Origin of the sequence: Streptomyces sp. NRRL F-5650 (assembly GCF_000721365.1) — a bacterium.
Taxonomy (GTDB): domain Bacteria; phylum Actinomycetota; class Actinomycetes; order Streptomycetales; family Streptomycetaceae; genus Streptomyces; species Streptomyces ardesiacus.
The window spans coordinates 1-18,327 of record NZ_JOGV01000058.1 but is presented as its reverse complement, the minus strand read 5'-3'; the positions used below and the strand labels follow the sequence as shown (position 1 = coordinate 18,327).

Below are 18,327 nucleotides of genomic sequence, written 5' to 3'. Positions count from 1 at the left end.
CGTTTGATCGATCATTTATTTCACACGGGCCGGGAGGTTTACGGGAAGGCTTCAGGACCGGGGGCCCGCCAGCCGGAAGTCGAGCGCCGTGCAGCGCCGTCCGGCCGACACGGTCCGCACCGCCTGCCCGATCGCCCTGCGCGACCCGACGAGCACGACCAGCTTCTTCGCCCGGGTGACCGCCGTGTACAGCAGGTTCCGCTGGAGCATCATCCAGGCGCCGGTCGTCACGGGGATCACCACCGCCGGGTACTCGCTGCCCTGGGAGCGGTGGATGGTGACCGCGTACGCGTGGGCCAGTTCGTCCAGTTCGTCGAAGTCGTACGGCACCTCCTCGTCCTCGTCCGTCAGCACGGTGAGGCGCTGGTCCACCGGGTCCAGCGAGGTGACGACGCCGACGGTGCCGTTGAAGACGCCGTTCTCGCCCTTCTCGTAGTTGTTGCGGATCTGGGTGACCTTGTCGCCGACGCGGAAGACCCGGCCGCCGAACCGCTTCTCCGGCACGTCCGGGCGCCCCGGGGTGACGGCCTGCTGGAGCAGCCCGTTCAGCGTCCCGGCGCCCGCGGGGCCCCGGTGCATGGGCGCCAGCACCTGCACGTCCCGGCGCGGGTCGAGCCCGAACTTCGCGGGGATGCGGCGCGCGGCGACGTCCACCGTGAGCCGCCCCGCCTCCTCGGTGTCGTCCTCGACGAAGAGGAAGAAGTCCTTCATCCCGTCGGTGACGGGGTGCTGTCCCGCGTTGATCCGGTGCGCGTTGGTGACGACGCCGGACTGCTGGGCCTGGCGGAAGACGCGGGTGAGCCGGACGGCGGGCACGGGGCTGCCGGGCGCCAGCAGGTCGCGGAGCACCTCGCCGGCCCCGACACTGGGCAACTGGTCGACGTCCCCGACGAGCAGCAGGTGGGCCCCGGGCGGGACGGCCTTGGCGAGCTTGTTGGCGAGCAGCAGGTCCAGCATCGACGCCTCGTCCACCACGACGAGGTCGGCGTCGAGGGGCCGCTCCCGGTCGTAGGCCGCGTCGCCGCCGGGCTTCAGCTCCAGCAGCCGGTGCACGGTGGACGCCTCGGCGCCGGTCAGCTCGGAGAGCCGTTTGGCGGCCCGGCCGGTGGGGGCGGCGAGCACGACCTTGGCCTTCTTGGCCCGCGCCAGCTCCACGATCGACCGCACGGTGAAGGACTTGCCGCAGCCGGGCCCGCCGGTGAGGACGGCGACCTTCTCACTGAGCGCGAGCTTGACGGCCTCCTCCTGCTCGGGCGCCAGATCGGCACCCGTGCGCCGCTTCAGCCACCCGAGCGCCTTGTCCCAGGCCACGTCCCGGAAGCCCGGCATCCGGTCCTCGTCCGTGTGGAGCAGGCGCCGGAGCTGACCGGCCAGGGCCTGCTCGGCCCGGTGGAAGGGGACGAGGTAGACGGCGGTGACGGGCTCGCCGCCGTCGGGGCCGGGCACCTTCTCCCGCACGACACCGGGGTCGCCGTCCGGGTCCTCGGGCTCGGCGGCCAGCTCGCCCAGGCACTCGATGACGAGCCCGGTGTCCACCTGGAGCAGCTTCACCGCGTCGGCGATCAGCCTCTCCTCGGGGAGGTAGCAGTGCCCCTGGTCGGTGGCCTGCGACAGCGCGTACTGGAGACCGGCCTTCACCCGCTCCGGGCTGTCGTGCGGGATGCCGACGGACTGGGCGATCTTGTCGGCGGTGAGGAAGCCGATGCCCCAGACGTCGGCGGCGAGCCGGTAGGGCTGGTTCTTCACGACGGAGATCGAGGCGTCGCCGTACTTCTTGTAGATGCGGACGGCGATGGAGGTGGACACCTCGACGGTCTGGAGGAAGAGCATGACCTCCTTGATCGCCTTCTGCTCCTCCCAGGCGTCGGCGATCTTCTTCGTCCGCTTGGGTCCGAGGCCGGGAACCTCGATGAGCCGCTTGGGCTCCTCCTCGATGATCGTGAGGGTGTCCAGCCCGAAGTGCTGCGTGATGCGGTCGGCGAAGACCGGCCCGATCCCCTTGACCAGCCCGGAGCCGAGATAGCGCCGGATGCCCTGGACGGTGGCGGGCAGGAGGGTCGTGTAGTTCTCCACGTGGAACTGCTTGCCGTACTGCGGGTGCGACCCCCAGCGGCCCTCCATCCGCAGCGACTCGCCCACCTGCGCGCCCAGCAGCGCGCCGACGACGGTCAGCAGGTCGCCGGCGCCTCTGCCGGTGTCGACGCGGGCGACCGTGTAGCCGTTCTCCTCGTTGGCGTACGTGATCCGCTCCAGGACGCCTTCGAGCGTGGCGAGCCGCCGCTCGCCCGGGGCCGCGGGGGGCTGGTTGGGCATGGGTCGACGGTACCTGTGGGGTGTGACAGCGGTGCGGGGTCCGGCAGGATCACGCGCACACGCGGTGCGACCCGGTCTGCGGAGGGGAAATCATGGGGCTGAGCTACGGCTACGACATCTTCCTGCGTCCTGGCCGCGTCGCGGGGGCGCTGACCGCCGTGGCCGGGCTGGCGCCCCCTAACCGGGACGTGCCCCCGCTCGACGTCACGCTGCCCGGGGGCGAACGGGTCGTCCTGCCGTTCACGTCCGGCTTCGGCAGCGAGCCGGTCGACTGCTCCGGGCGCGACACGCTGGACCTGGACACGTCCCTCATGTTCCCGGTCGACGACGCGGTGCGGGCGTACGCCGAGTCGTACGGTCTGCCGCCCGAGCGGAACGGGCGGGTACGGATCGGGTACGTCTACCTGACGGTCCGGTTCGCGTCCTTCCTGGACCCCGGGTACACCGCCCTGGAGTTCTGGGCGCCTACGACGGGCCTCAGCCGCCTGTTCGAGCGGTCGGCGGGCATCAGGAGGACGTTCACCGACCTCGCCGCCGCCGTCGGCGCCGAGTGCTGCCAGTTCGACGTGGGCGACGGCAGCCCCGGGGAGGTGTGCTGGGTCAGCGGGGAGGCGGGGTTCCCTCCGTCTCCTTCACCGTCGCGAGGAACCGGGTGAAGGCGGCGCGGGGGAAGGTGAGGGTGGCTCGGGCGGGGGTCTTGGAGTCGCGGACGGCGACGTGGGTGGGTGAGGTGGCTATCTCAACGCAGTTGTTGCCGTCGCCGCCGCCGGAGTAGGACGACTTGCGCCAGGTGTCAGGGGTGGACACGGAGCCTCACAGTTCCTTGGCCAGTCTGTGGATGAGGTCACGCGACCGGCTTGGGTCGAGCGATGCATCCTTCACTCTACGGAAGACTGTTCGGAAGACGCCGAGTTGGGCCTCGGAATCGATGAAGCCGGTGCCGTGCGGTGCGTCGCGAACGGCCGTGTCCAGTCGGGGCACGCTCCCGCCGGCCAACATCATGGGGCTCCAGGCCCCGCCGAAGCCGTCCAGGTCGAAGGGAATGACACGCACGCTGATGTGATCGGCTTCGGAAAGTTCCAGGACCCGGGCGAGCTGGGTTCGCGCGGTGACTCGATCGGCGACCCTGATACGCAGCGCCGCCTCATGGATGAGGGACTCGTACGGCACCGGGGCTTCGAGAACCACCTTCCGCTGCATCCGATGGCGAACTCGCAGCTCCAGCTCCGCGTGCGGAAGTTCGGGCACCCGGGACGAGAAGGCCGCTCGGGCGTAGTCCTCCGTCTGAAGCAAGCCCGGGATGAACAAGAACTCCACGTCCCGACGGAAGGTGGAGTGGTGTTCCAACTCGGCGATGTCCAGGAAGGGTGTCGGCAGGAGCCCTCGGTACTCCTCCCACCAGCCACGGGTCCGATCCGTCGCCATGGTGACGAGGGCGTCGACGAATGCCTCGTCAGTGCAGGAATAGTGCGCCGCGAGACGACGCAGGCGCTCCTCACTCACGCCCGCGAGGCCGGACTCGATGTGACTGATCTGCACGCGGTTCACCCCGAGCAGTGCTGCCGCCTCGACGGCGGAGAGCCCTGCCGCATCTCGTAGCCTCCGCAACTCGACCGCAAGACGCAACTGACGTGCGGTGCATTCCCGCCGCAGGACCATGCAGGGCTCCCTGGGTTCAACGAGCCTGCCTGTGCGACCCGTTCGGGGCCAGATTAGTCGATCGGCTTGCTCCGTATGACATGTTAGCCCTACGGTCAGTGATGCGGCGCACACCGTGCGAAACCGGAAGCGCACCGTTCCGTCCTGCCACGACGGCTCCGGCAATGACACCGGTCCGCCCTCAACTCCCCACACACGCAAGGGATCCCTCATGCCCGAAAACGAACCCTGGGAGTACTCCCTCTACATCCCCAACGACCTGCGTGCCGTCACCGTCAGCCGCCGCACCCTCCGCCTGGTCCTCACCATGCACGGTCTGATCCGCCTCGTGGACGTGGCCGAACTGCTCGCCACCGAGCTGGTCTCCAACGCCGTACGGCACACCAAGGGCCCCGCCGCCCTCCGCATCCGCTGGTCCCCGCCCGGCACGCTGCGAATCGGGGCGTGGGACACGGACCCCGAACCGCCGGAGCCTCCCGCGCGGTTCGAGAGGGTGACGGAGCTGGAGGAGGGGCGGGGGCTGGCGCTCGTACGGGCCTGCGCGGACGTGTGGGGATGGCATCCGCTGGCCAGACACGGCAACCGGGGGAAGTACGTGTGGTGCGAGCTGTCGGCGGCGTGACGGCGGCCGTCACAGCGCCCCGAACAACCCCGCCAGCGGAGCCGGTGTCCGGGACGGGTCCAGGGACTCCACCAGGACGCGGCCGTAGTGGATCTTGCGGCCCGCCTTGGTACCGAGGAAGCGGCGGAGCTGCTGCTGGGCGGCGCGGCCCTGCTGGGCGGGCTGCCGGAGGAAGGTCTGGAGACGGCGTGACTCGCCCTCCGCCTCGACGAGTCGAGTCACCGTGCCCACGCCCAGCGCGCGGATCAGCTCGTCCTCCAGGTCGGCCGCGCAGACGAAGAGGCCCTGCGGTGACGCGTCGGCGCGCTGCAGGGCCCGGGCGTAGAAGTCCTGCTCCCGTTCGTCGCACAGGCCCACGAGGCGGAGGTCCAGGCCCGCGGGCCCGAGGAGGGCGGCGAAGCGGCCGACGTTCATCGCGCCGCCCATCGGGAGGACGCAGACGCCCTCCGCCGCGAGGTCCCGGCCGTGCCGGGCGGCCATCGCGTCGACGGCCGCCACGTCGCTCGGCCCTTCGAGGAGGACGGCGGTGTGGACGAGCAGTCGGTCGGCCAGGTCCTGCGCCGAGCCTGCGGGCCCGCCGGCCGCCCACGCGGTGACCGCACTCCGCAATGCCCCCATGTCCGTCATGAGGAAAGTCTCCCGCGCCCGCCCGGCGTCCCGGTAGTGGGTTTTGACATGCAGCCAACCGGCTGCCTATCGTGAAAAGCAGCCAATGGGCTGCATGTCAGAGGGGCGGAGATGGACGAGGTCTTCAAGGCGCTGGCCGACGGCAGCAGGCGACGGCTGCTGGACAGCCTGAACGCGCGCAACGGGCAGAGCCTGCGCGAGCTGTGCGCCGGGCTGGACATGGCCCGGCAGTCGGTCAGCAAGCATCTGGCGGTGCTGGAGGCGGCCGGACTGGTCACCACCGTGCGGCGGGGCCGGGAGAAGCTGCACCACCTCGACGCCGGACCGATCAACGCCATCGCCGAACGCTGGATCAGCCGCTACGACCGGGAGCGGGTGCGCGCACTCGCCGACCTCAAGCAGGCGCTGGAGGACACCGCCATGGACAGCGACGCGTTCGTCTACACGACGTACATCAAGGCCACGCCGGAGGAGGTGTGGCGGGGCCTGACCGACCCGGCCTTCACCCGCCGCTACTGGGGGCTGGAGTTCGGCACCGACTGGGCGGCCGGGTCGCCCGTGGTGTGGCGGGAGCGGGGGGCCGAGACCGCCCACCCCGAGCAGGTCGTGCTCGAGTCCGACCCGCCCCGGCGGCTGTCGTACACCTGGCACACCTTCACCCCGGAGTGGGCGGCGGCCAACGGGATCGACGACGACACCCTCGCCAGGCTCTCCGCCGAGCGGCGCTCGAAGGTCGCCTTCGACATCGAGGACCTCGGCGGCGGCTCGGTGAAGCTGACCGTCGTCCACGACGGGTTCGAGCCCGGCAGCACCGTCCGCCAGATGATCCAGCACGGCTGGCCGGCGCTGATGGCCGGCCTCAAGACGCTGCTGGAGACGGGAGAGGCGCTCCCGGAGCCCCGGTGACCCGGGCGCTCACCGGCTCAGGGTGGTCGCCTCCTCACGCATGTACGCCAGCTTCTCCGGGTTGCGCACCGCGTAGAGCCCGGTGATGCGGCCCTCGTCGAAGCGCACCGCCACCACGGTGTCGAGCTCGCCGTCGAGCCGGACGACCAGGGCGGGGTGTCCGTTGACCTGGGCCGGTTCCATCCTCACCTCCATGTCCAGCTTGCCCAGGCCGCCCAGCATGAGGCGGGCCACCTTGTCGGCACCGACGACGGGCCGCGGGACGGCCTGCTTGATGCCGCCGCCGTCGCCGAGCAGGACGACGTCCGGGGAGAGGATGTCGAGCAGGCCCTGGAGGTCGCCCGTCTCCACCGCCCGCCGGAACGCCGCGAGCGCCCGGCGGGACTCGGCCGTCGTGACCTCCCCGCGCGGGCGGCGGGCCGCCACGTGCGCGCGGGCCCGGTGCGCGATCTGCCGGACGGCGGCGGGGCTCTTCTCCACCGCCTCGGCGATCTCGTCGTAGCCGAGGTCGAACACCTCGCGCAGGACGAACACCGCCCGCTCGACCGGCGCCAGGGTCTCCAGGACCAGCATCATCGCCATCGACACGCTGTCCGCCAGCTCGACGTCCTCGGCCACGTCGGGCGTGGTCAGCAGCGGCTCGGGCAGCCAGGAGCCGACGTAGGACTCCTTGCGGCGGCCGAGGGTGCGCAGCCGGTTCAGGGCCTGGCGGGTGGTGATGCGGACCAGGTAGGCGCGGCGGTCGCGCACCGTGTCGAGGTCGACTCCCGCCCACCGCAGCCAGGTCTCCTGGAGGACGTCCTCGGCGTCCGCGGCCGAGCCGAGCATCTCGTAGGCGACCGTGAAGAGCAGGTTGCGATGCGCGACGAAGTCCTCGGTGGCCGCGTCCGCGGCTGCGCTCCCGCAGGTCGCCTCGTCCTGTTCGCGGCCGCTGTTGTCACTGGTCACCAGCTTCTCCCGTTCGTTCGGTTCCGGCGGTGTCTCGTGCACGGGACACCGGCCGCCGGGGTTCTGTGACACCCGTCGGCGGTGTCCTGGGTCACGTCCGCGTCCTGTCACAGGGTGCGGGCCGGCGGGGTCTCGTGTTCGTCACCGAGACACCGAGACATCGAGGCATCGAGGCATCGAGAGCGAGGACGAGATCATGGACACCCGATTCAATCTGTTCGAGAACGAGTTCGCCGGTCGGTTCACGAAGCGGTTCGCCGGCATGGGCATGCTGATGCACGAGTCGCCGCTGCCGAAGGCCACGCAGGAACTGGTCTCGCTGCGGGCCAGCCAGATCAACGGCTGCGGCCACTGCATCGACATGCACGTCAAGGAGGCCGCCGCCGCCGGGGAGAGCGCGGTCCGGCTGCACCTGGTCGCCGCCTGGCGCGAGTCCACGGTGTTCACCGAGGCCGAGCAGGCCGCGCTGGCCCTCGCCGAGGAGGGCACCCGGCTCGCCGACGCCCACGAGGGCGTGTCCGACGAGACGTGGGCGCTGGTGCGCAAGCACTACGACGACGACCAGGTCGCCGCGCTGGTCTGCCTGGTCGCCATGATCAACGCGGCCAACCGGCTCGCCGTGATCACGCACCAGAAGGGCGGCTCGTACGAGGCGGGGATGTTCGCGGCGGCGGTGGGCTGACTGCCGCGAGCGGTCGGGGCGGCACCCGGGGCGGCATCACCCCGGGTGCCGCCCTTTCTCCGGTCACGATTCCGTCTCGGCGCCGGCCGACCCCTTGAATCCGCTCGTGTAATCGTTTCCAATCCTCCGTGTAATCGATTCCACGAGGAGGTGGAACGACGATGGCGAGCATCAAGGACGTCGCCGCCGAGGCAGGCGTGTCCGTCGCCACGGTCTCCCGGGCGCTCAACGGCCACCCGTCCGTCAGCCCCGCCGCCCGCGCCCGCGTGCTGGCCGCCGTCGAGACGCTGGGCTACCGCCCCAACGCCGTCGCCCGGTCGCTGCGCACCGACCAGACCCGCACCCTCGGCCTGGTCATCAGCGACGTCATGAACCCGTACTTCACCGAGCTGGCCCGCTCCGTCGAGGAGGAGGCCCGCGCGCTGGGCTACAGCGTCATCATCGGCAACGCCGACGAGCGCCCCGACCTCCAGGACCACCACGTCACGACGCTGCTCGACCGGCGGATCGACGGGCTCCTCGTCTCCCCCACCGACGGCGGCTCCCCCCGCATGCTGGAGGCGGCACGGGCCGGGACGCCGATGGTCTTCGTCGACCGGTGGATCCCCGGCGTGGACGTGCCCGTCGTCCGGTCGGACGGGCGGGCGGCCGTACGGGACCTCGTCGCCCACCTGCACGGGCTCGGGCACCGGCGGCTCGCGATCATCGCCGGGCCCGCCGCCACCACGACCGGACGCGAGCGCGTCGACGCCTTCCGCGAGGCGCTGGCCGCCCACGGGCTCCCCCTCCCCGACGCCTACATCGGCCAGGGCGACTTCCAGGCCGGCAGCGGGCGCCGGGTCACCGAGGGCTTCCTCGACCTGCCCGAGCCGCCCGAGGTGGTCTTCGCCGCCGACAACCTGATGGCGCTCGGCGCGCTGGACGCCGTACGCGCGCGCGGGCTGCGGGTCCCCGAGGACATCGGGCTCGCCGCGTTCGACGACATCCCCTGGTTCCTGCACACCGGGCCGCCGGTCACCGCGATCGCCCAGCCCACCCGGGACCTCGGACGGGCCGCCGTACGCGCCCTGGTCGAGCGGATCGCCGGGCGGGCCGGGGAGTCCGTCACCCTTCCGGCGCGGCTCGTCGTGCGCCGCTCGTGCGGCGAGCCGCCCGCCGAACACCCCCCGTCCCCCTCCCCCGTACGAAGGAGTACGCCGTGAGCAGCCGCAGTCCGGACGAGTTGCTGCGCATCGAGGGCATCCGCAAGACCTTCCCCGGTGTGGTCGCGCTCGACAGCGTCGACTTCGACCTGCGCCGGGGCGAGGTGCACGTGCTCCTCGGTGAGAACGGCGCGGGCAAGAGCACGCTCATCAAGATGCTCTCCGGCGCCTACACGCCCGACGCCGGGCGGATCCTGGCCGGTGGCGAGGAGGTGCGCATCCACGGTGCGCAGGACTCCGAGCGCCTCGGGATCGCCACCATCTACCAGGAGTTCAACCTCGTCCCCGATCTGACGGTCGCCGAGAACATCTTCCTGGGCCGCCAGCCGCGCCGGTTCGGCATGATCGACCGCAAGCGGATGAACGCCGACGCCGAGGTGCTGCTGGAGCGGGTCGGGGTCAACGTCTCCCCGCGTGCCCGGGTGCGTGAACTCGGCATCGCCCGGCTCCAGATGGTCGAGATCGCCAAGGCGCTCAGCCTGGACGCCCGCGTGCTCATCATGGACGAGCCGACCGCCGTCCTGACCTCCGAGGAGGTCGAGAAGCTGTTCGCCATCGTGCGGCGGCTGCGCGAGGACGGCGTGGGGATCGTCTTCATCACCCACCACCTGGAGGAGATCGCCGCGCTCGGCGACCGCGTCACCGTCATCCGGGACGGCAGGAGCGTCGGACAGGTGCCCGCCTCCACCCCGGAGGACGAACTGGTCCGGCTCATGGTCGGGCGGTCGATCGAGCAGCAGTACCCGCGCGAGCGCACCGACCCCGGTGAGCCCCTGCTCAAGGTGGAGGGGCTCACCCGCGACGGCGTCTTCCACGACGTGGGCTTCGAGGTGCGGGCCGGTGAGGTCGTCGGCATCGCGGGGCTGGTCGGGGCCGGGCGGACGGAGGTGGTGCGGGCGGTGTTCGGCGCCGATCCGTACGACGCCGGGAGCGTGCACGTCGCGGGCGCGCCGCTGCGCCGCAACGACGTGAACGCCGCCATGGCCGCCGGGATCGGGCTCGTGCCCGAGGACCGCAAGGGGCAGGGGCTCGTCCTGGACGCCTCCGTGGCGGAGAACCTCGGGCTGGTCACCCTGCGGTCGAGCGCCCGCGCGGGACTCGTCGACCTCAAGGGGCAGCACGCGGCGGCCGAGCGCGTCGCCGGACAGCTCGGCGTGCGGATGGCCGGGCTCGGACAGCACGTGCGCACCCTGTCCGGCGGCAACCAGCAGAAGGTCGTCATCGGCAAGTGGCTGCTGGCCGACACCAAGGTGCTGATCCTCGACGAGCCGACGCGCGGCATCGACGTCGGCGCCAAGGTCGAGATCTACCAGCTCATCAACGAACTGACGGCCGCTGGCGCCGCCGTGCTCATGATCTCCAGCGATCTGCCGGAGGTGCTCGGCATGAGCGACCGCGTGGTCGTCATGGCGCAGGGGCGCGTCGCGGGCGAACTCCCCGCCGAACGGGCCACCCAGGACGCGGTGATGGCCCTCGCCGTCAGTACCCACCCCAACGGAACGGAGGCCTCCCGTGGCCACTGACACGCTCAAGAGCAAGCCGGGCGCGCAGGGCGGCGCCACGGGCGGCCTGCGCCGCCTGCTGCTCGACAACGGCGCGCTGACCGCGCTGATCGTCCTCGTCGTCGCCATGTCGGCGCTGTCCGGGGACTTCCTGACCGCGGACAACCTCCTCAACGTCGGTGTCCAGGCCGCCGTCACCGCGATCCTCGCCTTCGGCGTCACCTTCGTCATCGTCTCGGCGGGCATCGACCTGTCGGTCGGTTCGGTCGCCGCGCTGTCGGCCACCGTGCTGGCGTGGAGCGCCACCGAGGCCGGGATGCCGGTGGCCCTCGCCGTGCTGCTGTCCGTGCTGACGGGCATCGCGTGCGGTCTGGTGAACGGCTTCCTCATCTCGTACGGGAAGCTGCCGCCGTTCATCGCGACGCTGGCCATGCTCTCGGTGGGGCGCGGTCTGTCGCTGGTCATCTCGCAGGGCTCGCCGATCGCCTTCCCGGACTCGGTCTCCCACCTCGGGGACACCCTCGGCGGGTGGCTGCCGGTGCCGGTGCTCGTGATGATCGTGATGGGGCTGATCACCGCGTTCGTGCTCGGGCGCACGTACATCGGCCGTTCCATGTACGCCATCGGCGGCAACGAGGAGGCCGCGCGGCTGTCCGGGCTGCGGGTGAAGCGGCAGAAGCTCGCCATCTACGCCTTCTCCGGCCTGTTCGCCGCCGCCGCGGGCATCGTCCTCGCCTCCCGGCTGGCCTCCGCGCAGCCGCAGGCCGCGCAGGGTTACGAGCTGGACGCCATCGCCGCCGTCGTCATCGGCGGCGCCTCGCTCGCGGGCGGCACCGGCAAGGCGTCGGGCACGCTCGTCGGCGCGCTGATCCTCGCGGTGCTGCGCAACGGCCTCAACCTGCTGTCGGTGTCCGCGTTCTGGCAGCAGGTCGTCATCGGTGTCGTCATCGCGCTGGCGGTGCTCTTCGACACGCTGCGCCGCAAGGCCGGGGCGACGCCCGTGGCCGCCGGGGCCTCCGGGGGCGGCAACCGGGGGAAGCAGGCGCTGACGTACGTGATCGCGGCCGTCGTCGCGGTGGCCGTCGTCGGCGCGACCTCGCTGCTGCACGGCGGTTCCTCGGGCGGCAAGGACCAGAAGATAGGGCTGTCGCTGTCGACGCTCAACAACCCGTTCTTCGTGCAGATCAGGAACGGCGCCGAGGAGGAGGCGAAGAAGCTGGGCGTGGACCTGACGGTGACGGACGCCCAGAACGACGCCTCCCAGCAGGCCAACCAACTGCAGAACTTCGTCAGCGGCGGCCTGTCCGCGGTCGTCGTCAACCCGGTGGACTCCGACGCGGCCGGTCCCTCGGTGCGCACGGCGAACAAGGACGACATCCCCGTCATCGCCGTGGACCGCGGCGTCAACAAGGCCGAGACGTCCGCGCTGGTCGCCTCCGACAACGTGGAGGGCGGGCAGTTGGGCGCCAAGGCGCTCGCCGAGAAGCTCGGCGGCAAGGGCACCATCGTGATCCTCCAGGGCCAGGCCGGCACCTCCGCCAGCCGGGAGCGCGGGGCGGGCTTCGCGGCCGGGCTGAAGGCGTACCCGGGCATCAAGGTGGTCGCCAAGCAGCCCGCGGACTTCGACCGCACCAAGGGCCTGGACGTGATGACCAACCTGCTCCAGGCGCACCCCGACGTGGACGGCGTGTTCGCGGAGAACGACGAGATGGCGCTGGGCGCGATCAAGGCGCTGGGCGCCAAGGCCGGGAAGTCCGTGCAGGTCGTCGGGTTCGACGGCACGCCGGACGGGCTGAAGGCGGTCGAGGCGGGGACGCTGTACGCGTCCGTCGCGCAGCAGCCGAGGGAACTGGGCAGGATCGCCGTGCAGAACGCGCTGCGGGCGGCCGAGGACAAGAAGGTGGAGCAGACGGTGAAGGTGCCCGTGAAGGTCGTCACCAAGGAGAACGTGGCCGGCTTCGAGGGCTGAGACCGGCCGTCCGTCGGAACCTCGCGCAATCCAGCGGGAACCACTCGAATCGGAGAACGATTGATGTACGACTACGACCTGCTGGTCGTCGGGTCGGCCAACGCCGACCTGGTGATCGGTGTCGAGCGGCGGCCGGGGGCCGGCGAGACGGTGCTCGGCTCCGACCTGGCCGTCCACCCGGGCGGCAAGGGCGGCAACCAGGCCGTCGCCGCCGCCCGGCTCGGTGCCCGTACGGCCCTGCTGGCCCGGGTCGGCGACGACGACTACGGCCGGCTGCTGCTGGACTCGCAGCGGGCGGCCGGCGTCGACACGGTCGGTGTCCTGGTGGGCGGTGCGCCGACCGGCGTCGCGCTGATCACCGTCGACCCGTCCGGGGACAACAGCATCGTGGTCTCGCCCGGCGCCAACGGCCGGCTCGCGCCGGGGGATGTGCGGGCGGCGGCCAGCCTCTTCCACGCCTCCCGGGTGGTCTCCACGCAGTTGGAGATCCCGCTGGAGACGGTGGTGGAGGTGGTCCGCTCGCTCGCGCCGGGCAGCCGGTTCGTACTGAACCCGTCACCGCCGCGGGCGCTTCCGCAGGAGGTGCTGGCGGCGTGCGACCCGCTGATCGTCAACGAGCACGAGGCGAAGGTGATCCTCGGCGACGCCCTCGTCGGCGAGCGGCCCGAGGACTGGGCCCGCGTCCTGCTGGCCAAGGGGCCGCGCTCGGTGGTGGTGACCCTGGGGGCCGAGGGCGCGCTGGTCGCCTCGGCGGCCGGGGGCGTGACCCGGGTGCCGTCCGTGAAGGTGGACGCCGTGGACACCACCGGCGCCGGTGACGCCTTCACCGCGGCGCTGGCCTGGCGGCTGGGCACCGGCGAGTCACTCGCCGACGCGGCGGCCTACGCGGCCCGGGTGGGCGCGGCGGCGGTCACGAAGGCGGGGGCGCAGGAGTCGTACCCGACGGCCGCGGAGGCCGAGGCGCTGTGAAGAAGACGGGAATACTCAACCGGCATCTCGCGGGCGCCCTCGCCGAACTCGGCCACGGGGACGGGGTCCTGGTGTGCGACGCGGGCATGCCCGTCCCGGCCGGTCCGCGCGTCGTCGACCTGGCCTTCCGGGCCGGGGTGCCGTCCTTCGCCGAGGTGCTGGACGGGCTGCTGGCGGAGCTGGTGATCGAGGGCGCGACGGCCGCGGAGGAGGTGCGGGGGGCCAACGCGGAGGCCGCCGCGCTGCTCGACGGTCACTTCCCGGCGCTCGAACTCGTCCCGCACGAGCGGCTGAAGGAGCTGTCGGCGGGCGCCCGCCTGGTCGTCCGCACGGGCGAGGCCCGTCCGTACGCGAACGTGCTGCTGCGGTGCGGGGTCTTCTTCTGAGGAGACGGGAACTTCGAAGGGGCCCGGTCGTCGACCGGGCCCCTTCGGTTTCCCTCCCCTTCGGAACTCCGGGGTCCCCCCCCGGGTACCCCCACGGGAGTTCCGATGCCACGTACGACCCGCCGGACCGTGCGAGGGTTGCACGGCCGCCGGGATTATTTTCCGGACCCGGACCCGGACCCGGACCCGGACCCGGACCTCGACCCCGCCCCGGACTCGGCCCCGTCTCCCGCGTGCGCGGCGAACCGTGCTGCCGTCTCCGCCAGCACCTCCCGCCCGTCCCGGGCCCACAGGGCGTCGTTGAAGAGTTCGACCTCGATCGGGCCGGTGTACCCGGCCGCCTCGACGTACCCCTTCCACTCCCGCATGTCGATCGCGCCGTCGCCGATCTGGCCGCGGCCGTTGAGGACGCCCTCGGGCAGCGGCGTCGTCCAGTCGGCGAGCTGGAAGGTGTGGATGCGGCCGCCCGCGCCGGCCCGGGCGATCTGCTCGGGCGCCCGGTCGTCCCACCAGATGTGGTACGTGTCGACGGTGACGCCGACCTGCCGGGCCGGGAAGCGTTCGGCGATGTCCAGGGCCTGGGCGAGGGTGGAGACCACGCAGCGGTCCGAGGCGAACATGGGGTGCAGCGGCTCGATCGCGAGGCGTACGCCGTGCTGTTCGGCGTACGGGCCCAGCTCCGCCAGCGCGTCCGCGATGCGCTCGCGGGCCGCGCGCAGGTCCTTGTCGCCGGCGGGGAGGCCGCCCGAGACCAGGACCAGGGTGTCGGTGCCGAGGGCGGCGGCCTCGTCGACGGCGCGGCGGTTGTCGGCCAGGGCCTCGGCGCGCTCGCCCGGGTCGGTCGCGGTGAGGAACCCGCCGCGGCACAGGGTGGTGACCCGCAGGCCCGCGTCGCGGACCAGCTTGGCCGCCGCCTCGACGCCGTGGGCCTGGACGGGCTCGCGCCACAGGCCGACGTTGCCGATGCCCAGTTCGCGGCAGGCGGTGGTCAGTTCGGGCAGCGAGAGCTGCTTGACCGTCATCTGGTTGATGCTGAAGCGGGTCAGGCCGGGATCGCTCACTGGTTCACTCCGTACAGGCTCAGCAGGGTCCGCATGCGCTCCTGGGCGAGCTTCGGGTCCGGGAACAGGCCCAGGCCGTCGGCGAGTTCGTAGGCGCGGGCGAAGTGCGGCAGGGAACGGGCCGACTGGAGGCCGCCGACCATGGTGAAGTGGCTCTGGTGGCCGGACAGCCAGGCCAGGAAGACCACGCCCGTCTTGTAGTAGCGGGTGGGGGCCTGGAAGAGGTGGCGGGAGAGTTCCACCGTGGGGTCGAGCAGGGCACGGAAGCCCTCCGTGTCCCCGGTGTCGAGGACGCGGACCGCCTGTGCCGCCAGCGGGCCCAGCGGGTCGAAGATGCCGAGCAGGGCGTGGCTGAAGCCCTGGTCGTCGCCCGCGATCAGCTCCGGGTAGTGGAAGTCGTCGCCGGTGTAGCAGCGCACGCCCCGCGGCAGGCGGCGGCGCAGGTCGATCTCGCGCTGGGCGTCCAGGAGGGAGACCTTGATGCCGTCGACCTTGTCGGGGTGGGCGGCGATGACCTCAAGGAACGTGTCGGTGGCCGCGTCCAGGTCGGACGAGCCCCAGTAGCCCTCCAGGGCCGGGTCGAACATCGGTCCCAGCCAGTGCAGGATCACCGGCTCGGCGGACTGGCGCAGCAGGTGGCCGTATACCTCCAGGTAGTCGTCCGGGCCCCCGGCCGTCGCGGCGAGGGCGCGGGAGGCCATCAGGATGGCCTGGGCGCCCGACTCCTCGACGACGGCGAGCTGTTCCTCGTAGGCCGACCGGACGTCCGCGAGTGTGGTGGTGGCCGTCGCGGTGAGCTGGTCGGTGCCCACTCCGCAGGCGATGCGGCCGCCGGCCGACTTCGCCTCGGCGGCGGAGCGGCGGATCAGTTCGGCCGCCGTGGCCCAGTCCAGGCCCATGCCGCGCTGGGCGGTGTCCATCGCCTCGGCGACGCCGAGCCCGTGGGACCACAGGTGGCGGCGGAAGGCGAGGGTGGCGTCCCAGTCCACGGCGGCGGGCCCGTCGGGGGTCGTGTCGGCGTACGGGTCGGCGACGACGTGCGCGGCGGAGAAGACCGTACGGGAGGTGAAAGCGCTGCCTCCGCCCGCCCCGGGAACGGCCGGGGGCTCGGCGCGGGGGGTGTAGGGGCGTGTGGTGCCGTCGGGGTTCGGCAGGTGGAGGGTCACAGGCCGATCTCCGGTACGTCGAGGCGGCGGCCCTCCGCGGAGGACCTCAGGCCCAGTTCGGCGAGCTGGACGCCGCGGGCGCCGGCCAGCAGGTCCCAGTGGTAGGGGGCGTCGGCGTAGACGTGCTTGAGGAACAGCTCCCACTGGGCCTTGAAGCCGTTGTCGAACTCGCCGTTGTCGGGGACCTCCTGCCACTGGTCGCGGAAGACCTCGGTGGCGGGGATGTCCGGGTTCCAGACCGGCTTGGGGGTGGCCGAGCGGTGCTGGACGCGGCAGTTGCGCAGGCCCGCGACGGCCGAGCCCTCGGTGCCGTCGACCTGGAACTCGACCAGTTCGTCGCGGTTGACCCGGACCGCCCAGGAGGAGTTGATCTGGGCGATCGTGCCGCCGTCGAGCTCGAAGACGCCGTAGGCGGCGTCGTCGGCGGTCGCGTCGTAGGGCTTGCCCTTCTCGTCCCAGCGCTCGGGGATGTGGGTGGCGGTGAGGGCCTGGACGGACTTCACGCGGCCGAACAGCTCGTGCAGCACGTACTCCCAGTGCGGGAACATGTCGACGACGATGCCGCCGCCGTCCTCGGCGCGGTAGTTCCACGACGGGCGCTGGGCCTCCTGCCAGTCGCCCTCGAAGACCCAGTAGCCGAACTCGCCGCGCACCGACAGGATCCGGCCGAAGAAGCCGCCGTCGATCAGGCGCTTGAGCTTGAGCAGGCCGGGCAGGAAGAGCTTGTCCTGGACGACGCCGTGCTTGATGCCGGCCGCGTTGGCCAGGCGGGCCAGTTCCAGGGCGCCGTCGAGGCCGGTGGCCGTCGGCTTCTCGGTGTAGATGTGCTTGCCCGCAGCGATCGCCTTCTTGAGCGCCTCCTCGCGGGCCGAGGTCACCTGGGCGTCGAAGTAGACGTCGACGCTGTCGTCGGCGAGGACCGCGTCCAGGTCCGTGGAGACGTGGTCGAGTCCGTGCCGCTCGGCCAGCGCCCGCAGCGCGTGTTCCCGGCGGCCGACCAGGACCGGCTCCGGCCACAGCACGGTGCCGTCGCCGAGGTCGAGGCCGCCCTGTTCGCGCAGCGCCAGGATGGAGCGGACCAGGTGCTGGCGGTAGCCCATGCGCCCGGTCACACCGTTCATGGCGATACGCACCGTCTTGCGTGTCACGTCATTCCCTTCGTACGAGCCGTGCCGCGAGCCCCGGATCGAGTTCGAGCCGTACAGCAAGCGCTTTCTATGTAGAACGAAGCTAGCCTGTGAACGGTGGTCTGGACAAGACCGCGGTTCGGGTGAGTTGTTCGAGGGGGCGAACGGCGGCGGGCGGTGGCCGTAGGGTCACCCCGGACGGTGTTCGGCTCACACGCGCGATGCGGAGGACGAGAACATGACGGTGACACTGGCGGACGTGGCGGCCCGCGCCCAGGTCTCCCCCGCGACCGTGTCGCGCGTACTGAACGGGAACTACCCCGTGGCCGCCTCCACCCGGGACCGGGTGCTCAAGGCCGTCGACGAGCTGGACTACGTGCTCAACGGCCCCGCGAGCGCGCTGGCGGCGGCCACCTCCGACCTGGTGGGCATCCTCGTCAACGACATCGCCGACCCGTTCTTCGGCATCATGGCCGGCGCCGTCCAGTCCGAGATCGGCGGTCCCGGCGGCAGGGCGGGCGGCGAGAGACTCGCCGTGGTCTGCAACACCGGGGGCACCCCGGAGCGGGAGCTGACCTACCTCACGCTGCTGCAGCGGCAGCGGGCGGCGGCGGTGGTGCTGACCGGCGGTGCGATGGAGGACGGGGCGCACCAGGCGGCGGTGGCGGCGAAGCTGCGCAGGCTCACGGAGGCGGGGACGCGGGTGGTGCTGTGCGGGCGGCCGCCCGCACCGGACACCGGGGCGATCGCGCTCACCTTCGACAACCGCGGCGGCGGACGGGAGCTGACCGAGCACCTGATCGGGCTCGGGCACCGCCGGCTCGGCTACATCGCGGGGCCCCAGGAGCGGACCACGACCCGGCACCGGCTGGAGGGCCACCGCGCGGCACTCGCCGCGCACGGCATCGAGGAGGACCCCCGCTGGACGGTCCACGGCCGCTACGACCGGCAGGCGGGATACGAGGCCACGCTGGAACTGCTGCGCCGGGACCCGACGCTGACCGCCGTCGTCGCCGCGAACGACACCGTCGCGCTGGGCGCGTGCGCGGCGCTGCGCGACTCGGGGCTGCGGATCCCGGACGACGTGTCCGTGGCGGGCTTCGACGACCTGCCGTTCAGCATCGACGCGGTGCCCGCGCTGACGACGGTACGGCTGCCGCTGGCGGAGGCGGGGGCGCGGGCGGGGCG

General features: G+C 72.1%; 18 protein-coding genes. 10 read left to right on the top strand and 8 right to left on the bottom strand.

Annotated features, from left to right (window positions below):
- Nucleotides 1-51: 51 nt before the first annotated feature.
- Entirely contained in the window at nucleotides 52-2,313 is a 2,262-nt protein-coding gene (locus IG88_RS0134035) for an ATP-dependent RecD-like DNA helicase (protein WP_031049639.1), read from the bottom strand.
- A 92-nt stretch (nucleotides 2,314-2,405) separates the two neighbouring features.
- Here IG88_RS0134035 and IG88_RS0134030 point away from each other — a divergent pair, with 92 nt between their 5' ends.
- Nucleotides 2,406-2,969, top strand: a complete 564-nt coding sequence (locus IG88_RS0134030) for a hypothetical protein (protein ID WP_031049636.1) — start codon at nucleotides 2,406-2,408, stop codon at nucleotides 2,967-2,969.
- Here IG88_RS0134030 and IG88_RS0134025 read toward each other — a convergent pair.
- Together IG88_RS0134025 and IG88_RS0134020 are read right to left on the bottom strand one after the other, a co-directional pair.
- Nucleotides 2,914-3,120 (bottom strand): DUF397 domain-containing protein, encoded by a 207-nt coding sequence (locus IG88_RS0134025; protein ID WP_031049634.1) that lies wholly within the window; start codon nucleotides 3,118-3,120, stop codon nucleotides 2,914-2,916. The two genes, IG88_RS0134030 and IG88_RS0134025, sit on opposite strands and share 56 nt — an antisense overlap.
- A gap of 6 nt (nucleotides 3,121-3,126) precedes the next feature.
- Nucleotides 3,127-3,972 (bottom strand): helix-turn-helix domain-containing protein, encoded by an 846-nt coding sequence (locus tag IG88_RS0134020; RefSeq protein ID WP_031049632.1) that lies wholly within the window; start codon nucleotides 3,970-3,972, stop codon nucleotides 3,127-3,129.
- A gap of 211 nt (nucleotides 3,973-4,183) precedes the next feature.
- Between IG88_RS0134020 and IG88_RS0134015 the strand changes: the two genes are divergently transcribed.
- Nucleotides 4,184-4,594 carry an ATP-binding protein gene (locus tag IG88_RS0134015; RefSeq protein ID WP_031049630.1) on the top strand — a complete coding sequence of 137 codons (411 nt, stop codon included), beginning with the start codon at nucleotides 4,184-4,186 and terminating at the stop codon, nucleotides 4,592-4,594.
- A 9-nt stretch (nucleotides 4,595-4,603) separates the two neighbouring features.
- Here IG88_RS0134015 and IG88_RS0134010 read toward each other — a convergent pair whose 3' ends face one another.
- A complete protein-coding gene (locus IG88_RS0134010) occupies nucleotides 4,604-5,221 on the bottom strand; it encodes a TOPRIM nucleotidyl transferase/hydrolase domain-containing protein (RefSeq protein ID WP_031049628.1) in 618 nt (205 codons plus the stop codon).
- Nucleotides 5,222-5,332: 111 nt separating this feature from the next.
- On the opposite strand from IG88_RS0134010, the gene IG88_RS0134005 reads away from it, so the two are divergent.
- On the top strand, nucleotides 5,333-6,127 hold the full coding sequence (locus IG88_RS0134005; RefSeq protein ID WP_031049625.1) for an ArsR/SmtB family transcription factor: 795 nt from the start codon (nucleotides 5,333-5,335) through the stop codon (nucleotides 6,125-6,127).
- A 9-nt stretch (nucleotides 6,128-6,136) separates the two neighbouring features.
- Here the strand turns inward: IG88_RS0134005 and IG88_RS0134000 are convergent, their stop codons facing one another.
- Nucleotides 6,137-7,075: an RNA polymerase sigma-70 factor gene (locus IG88_RS0134000; protein ID WP_420712112.1), complete on the bottom strand. Its 939-nt coding sequence runs from the start codon at nucleotides 7,073-7,075 to the stop codon at nucleotides 6,137-6,139.
- A 196-nt stretch (nucleotides 7,076-7,271) separates the two neighbouring features.
- On the opposite strand from IG88_RS0134000, the gene IG88_RS0133995 reads away from it, so the two are divergent.
- The 6 genes from IG88_RS0133995 to rbsD all read left to right on the top strand — a co-directional run bounded on the left by IG88_RS0133995 (nucleotide 7,272) and on the right by rbsD (nucleotide 13,785).
- Nucleotides 7,272-7,757, top strand: a complete 486-nt coding sequence (locus tag IG88_RS0133995; RefSeq protein ID WP_031049619.1) for a carboxymuconolactone decarboxylase family protein — start codon at nucleotides 7,272-7,274, stop codon at nucleotides 7,755-7,757.
- A gap of 161 nt (nucleotides 7,758-7,918) precedes the next feature.
- Nucleotides 7,919-8,959 carry a LacI family DNA-binding transcriptional regulator gene (locus IG88_RS0133990; protein ID WP_031049616.1) on the top strand — a complete coding sequence of 347 codons (1,041 nt, stop codon included), beginning with the start codon at nucleotides 7,919-7,921 and terminating at the stop codon, nucleotides 8,957-8,959.
- Nucleotides 8,956-10,482, top strand: a complete 1,527-nt coding sequence (locus IG88_RS0133985) for a sugar ABC transporter ATP-binding protein (protein ID WP_031049613.1) — start codon at nucleotides 8,956-8,958, stop codon at nucleotides 10,480-10,482. The genes IG88_RS0133990 and IG88_RS0133985 overlap by 4 nt, the downstream gene beginning before the upstream one ends.
- A complete protein-coding gene (locus IG88_RS0133980) occupies nucleotides 10,472-12,430 on the top strand; it encodes a substrate-binding domain-containing protein (RefSeq protein WP_031049611.1) in 1,959 nt (652 codons plus the stop codon). The genes IG88_RS0133985 and IG88_RS0133980 overlap by 11 nt, the downstream gene beginning before the upstream one ends.
- Nucleotides 12,431-12,493: 63 nt before the next feature.
- Entirely contained in the window at nucleotides 12,494-13,399 is a 906-nt protein-coding gene (locus IG88_RS0133975) for a ribokinase (protein WP_031049609.1), read from the top strand.
- A complete protein-coding gene (gene rbsD / locus IG88_RS0133970; protein WP_031049605.1) occupies nucleotides 13,396-13,785 on the top strand; it encodes a D-ribose pyranase in 390 nt (129 codons plus the stop codon). Before IG88_RS0133975 ends, rbsD begins: the two co-directional genes overlap by 4 nt.
- A gap of 155 nt (nucleotides 13,786-13,940) precedes the next feature.
- Here rbsD and IG88_RS0133965 read toward each other — a convergent pair whose 3' ends face one another.
- From IG88_RS0133965 to IG88_RS0133955, 3 genes are read right to left on the bottom strand one after another with little or no spacing between them, the layout of a single operon-like run.
- Entirely contained in the window at nucleotides 13,941-14,846 is a 906-nt protein-coding gene (locus IG88_RS0133965) for a sugar phosphate isomerase/epimerase family protein (protein ID WP_051852177.1), read from the bottom strand.
- On the bottom strand, nucleotides 14,843-16,012 hold the full coding sequence (locus IG88_RS0133960; RefSeq protein WP_031049602.1) for a dihydrodipicolinate synthase family protein: 1,170 nt from the start codon (nucleotides 16,010-16,012) through the stop codon (nucleotides 14,843-14,845). The genes IG88_RS0133965 and IG88_RS0133960 overlap by 4 nt, the downstream gene beginning before the upstream one ends.
- Nucleotides 16,009-17,160: a Gfo/Idh/MocA family protein gene (locus tag IG88_RS0133955; protein ID WP_031049600.1), complete on the bottom strand. Its 1,152-nt coding sequence runs from the start codon at nucleotides 17,158-17,160 to the stop codon at nucleotides 16,009-16,011. Before IG88_RS0133955 ends, IG88_RS0133960 begins: the two co-directional genes overlap by 4 nt.
- Nucleotides 17,161-17,377: 217 nt before the next feature.
- On the opposite strand from IG88_RS0133955, the gene IG88_RS0133950 reads away from it, so the two are divergent.
- On the top strand, nucleotides 17,378-18,327 hold a 950-nt coding region (locus IG88_RS0133950; protein WP_031049598.1), incomplete at its 3' end, for a LacI family DNA-binding transcriptional regulator.

Excerpts from the sequence above, each read along its gene's own strand:
- IG88_RS0134035 (WP_031049639.1), bottom strand. The coding sequence starts at position 2,313 with ATGCCCAACCAGCCCCCCGCGGCCCCGGGCGAGCGGCGGCTCGCCACG.
- IG88_RS0134030 (WP_031049636.1), top strand. The coding sequence starts at position 2,406 with ATGGGGCTGAGCTACGGCTACGACATCTTCCTGCGTCCTGGCCGCGTC.
- IG88_RS0134020 (WP_031049632.1), bottom strand. The coding sequence starts at position 3,972 with ATGGTCCTGCGGCGGGAATGCACCGCACGTCAGTTGCGTCTTGCGGTC.
- IG88_RS0134015 (WP_031049630.1), top strand. The coding sequence starts at position 4,184 with ATGCCCGAAAACGAACCCTGGGAGTACTCCCTCTACATCCCCAACGAC.
- IG88_RS0134010 (WP_031049628.1), bottom strand. The coding sequence starts at position 5,221 with ATGACGGACATGGGGGCATTGCGGAGTGCGGTCACCGCGTGGGCGGCC.
- IG88_RS0134005 (WP_031049625.1), top strand. The coding sequence starts at position 5,333 with ATGGACGAGGTCTTCAAGGCGCTGGCCGACGGCAGCAGGCGACGGCTG.
- IG88_RS0133995 (WP_031049619.1), top strand. The coding sequence starts at position 7,272 with ATGGACACCCGATTCAATCTGTTCGAGAACGAGTTCGCCGGTCGGTTC.
- IG88_RS0133990 (WP_031049616.1), top strand. The coding sequence starts at position 7,919 with ATGGCGAGCATCAAGGACGTCGCCGCCGAGGCAGGCGTGTCCGTCGCC.
- IG88_RS0133975 (WP_031049609.1), top strand. The coding sequence starts at position 12,494 with ATGTACGACTACGACCTGCTGGTCGTCGGGTCGGCCAACGCCGACCTG.